Genomic DNA, 3,064 nt, shown 5'->3' with positions numbered 1-3,064 from the left:
CCGCCGCCCGCTACCGGGCCTTCCTCGAGGCCCTGCGCGAGGCCGGCTTTGCCGGCGAGATCGCCCCGGACTACGCCAATCGCACGGTGCTGGCCACCGACAACTCCATCTACCAGCGCCTGCCCCAGGCGGTGCTCTATCCGCGCGATGTCACCGACCTCGAGCGTCTCGCCCGCCTGGCCGGCCAGGACGCCTTCGCCGATATCGTCCTGGCACCACGCGGCGGCGGCACCGGCACCAACGGCCAGTCGTTGACCGACGGCCTGGTGGTCGACGTCTCCCGCCACATGAACGCCATCCTCGAGATCGACGTCGAGGCCCGCCGGGTACGCGTCCAGGCCGGGGTGGTCAAGGACCAGCTCAACGCGGCCTTGAGGCCCCACGGGCTGTTCTTCGCCCCGGAGCTCTCCACCTCCAACCGCGCCACCATCGGCGGCATGATCGCCACCGATGCCAGCGGCCAGGGCAGCTGCGAGTACGGCAAGACCCGCGACCACGTGCTCGAGCTCGACAGCGTGCTGCTCGGCGGGGAGCGCCTGGTCACCCGGCCGGTCGACGAGGCCGAGCTCGACGCCCTCTGCGCGCGCGATGACGCCGTCGGCCGGGTGCATCGCGAGGCCCGCGAGATCATCGACACCCAGCGCGAGCGCATCCGCGCGACCTTCCCGCCGCTCAATCGCTGCCTGACCGGCTACGACCTGGCGCACCTGCGTACCGCAGACGGCCGCTTCGATCTCAACAGCGTGCTGTGCGGCGCCGAGGGCTCGCTGGCCTTCACCAGCGAGGCGGTGCTCAATGTCCTGCCGATCCCCGGGCATTCGACCCTGGTCAACGTGCGCTACGCCGGCTTCATGGACGCCCTGCGCGACGCCAAGGCGCTGATGGCCAGTTCTGCCGCGCCCACCTCCATCGAGACGGTGGACGACAAGGTGCTGGGCCTGGCCCAGCAGGACTTCGTGTGGGACAGCGTCGGCGAGTTCTTCCCGGAAGGCGAGACGCCAACTCACGGCATCAACCTGGTCGAATTCAACGACGACGACCCCGAGCGCCTGGCCGCGCGAGTCACGGCCTTCTGCGAGCATCTCGCCGGCGACGACAGCGTCACCCGGCTGGGCTACACCCAGGCCGTGGGCCGCGAGGCGATCACCCGGGTCTACGCCATGCGCAAGCGCGCCGTGGGCCTGCTCGGCAATGTCCAGGGCGAGAAGCGCCCGATTCCCTTCGTCGAGGACACCGCGGTGCCGCCGGAGCACCTGGCCGACTACATCGCCGAGTTCCGCGCCCTGCTCGACGCCCACGACCTGGACTACGGCATGTTCGGCCACGTCGACGCCGGGGTGCTGCACGTGCGCCCGGCCATCGACATGAAGGACCCGGCCCAGGAACGCCTGATCCGCGAGATCTCCGATGCGGTCGCCGCGCTGACGCAGAGGTACGGCGGCCTGCTGTGGGGCGAGCACGGCAAGGGCGTGCGCTCGGAGTACGCGCCGGCCTTCTTCGGTGCGCTCTATCCCAGCCTGCAACGCCTCAAGGCGGCCTTCGATCCGCGAAACCAGTTGAATCCGGGCAAGATCGCTACCCCTTTCAATGAAAAGGAAACGTCGGACCACGCCGACGAGCAGGCCGTGACATGGGTCGATCCGGGCCTGCTGGCCATCGACGGGGTACCGACCCGCGGCCAGCTCGATCGCCGGATCGCCCCGCGGGTCTGGCAGGCCCACGCCGACGCCGTTCACTGCAACGGCAACGGCGCCTGCTACAACTACGACCCCGATGACGCCATGTGCCCCTCCTGGAAGGCCACCCGCGAGCGCATCCACTCGCCCAAGGGGCGCGCCAGCCTGATGCGCGAATGGCTGCGGCGCCAGGGCGAGGCCGGCGTCGACGTGGTCGAGGACGCACATCGCCAGCGGCGCGCGGGAACCTGGGGGGCCATCAAGGCCTTTCCCGGCAAGCTGAAGAACACCCTGGCCCGGCGGCGCGGCGAGGCCGACTTTTCCCACGAGGTCTATGACGCCATGGCCGGTTGCCTGGCCTGCAAGTCCTGCGCCAGCCAGTGCCCGGTCAAGGTCAATGTGCCGGCCTTCCGCTCGCGGTTCCTCGAGGTCTACCACGGCCGCTACCTGCGCCCGGCGCGCGACTACCTGATCGGCGGGCTGGAGTTCCTGGCGCCGACGCTGTCGCGCCTCGCCCCGCTCTACAACGCTGCCCTGAGCAATCGCGGGGTCAGCCGCCTGCTGGCCGGCCCCATCGGCCTGGTCGACAGCCCCCGGCTGTCGCGGGCACGGCTCGACCGCCAGCTCGCCGCCTGGGGCGTGCCCCGCGCCACACCCACCGCCCTTGGCCGGCTCACCGCCGCGCAGCGGGCCAACAGCGTGATCCTGGTCCAGGATGCCTTCACCCGCTACTTCGAGGCCGGCGTGGTGCGCGACATCGTCACCTTGCTGCAGTGCCTCGACGTGCGCGTCTTCGTCGCTCCTTATGGCCCCAACGGCAAGCCGCTGCACGTCCAGGGCTTCCTCAGGGCCTTCGCGCGCACCGCCGAGACGCAGGCCGAGCGCCTGACGGCGCTGGCCGAGTTCGGCGTGCCGCTGGTCGGCATCGACCCGGCGATGACCCTGACCTATCGTCAGGAGTACGTGGACGCCCTGGGCGCGGCGCGGGTGCCCGAGGTGCGCCTGCTGAGCGAATGGCTGGCCGAGCGCGCCCCGCACCTGGCCGCCGAGGCGCCGCCGCTCACCGACCCTGGCTACCGGCTGCTGGCCCACTGCACCGAGAAGACCAGCGTGCCCGGCGCGCCGGCCCAGTGGCAGCGCGTGTTCGCGGCCTTCGGGCTCGAACTCGAGGTGATCGCCACCGGCTGCTGCGGCATGTCCGGCACGTACGGGCACGAGGCGCGCAACCTCGCGACCTCGAAGACCATCTACGCCCAGTCCTGGCAGCCCAAGGTCGAGGACCCAACCCACGCCGGCCGTCTGCTGGCCACCGGCTACTCCTGCCGCAGCCAGGCCAGGCGGCTGTCGGATGCTACCCTGCCACATCCCCTCCAGGGGCTGCTGGCGGC

The 3,064-nt window shown here is 71.1% G+C and carries 1 protein-coding gene; it reads left to right on the top strand.

Annotated elements, in window-relative coordinates:
- A partial coding sequence (gene ydiJ / locus HSDC_RS16140) for a D-2-hydroxyglutarate dehydrogenase YdiJ (RefSeq protein ID WP_064700988.1) occupies window positions 1–3,064 on the top strand: 3,064 nt, incomplete at both ends.

It is taken from the genome of Halomonas caseinilytica (assembly GCF_001662285.1).
Lineage (GTDB): Bacteria > Pseudomonadota > Gammaproteobacteria > Pseudomonadales > Halomonadaceae > Halomonas > Halomonas caseinilytica.
This window is presented reverse-complemented; position numbering and strand designations above follow the sequence as displayed.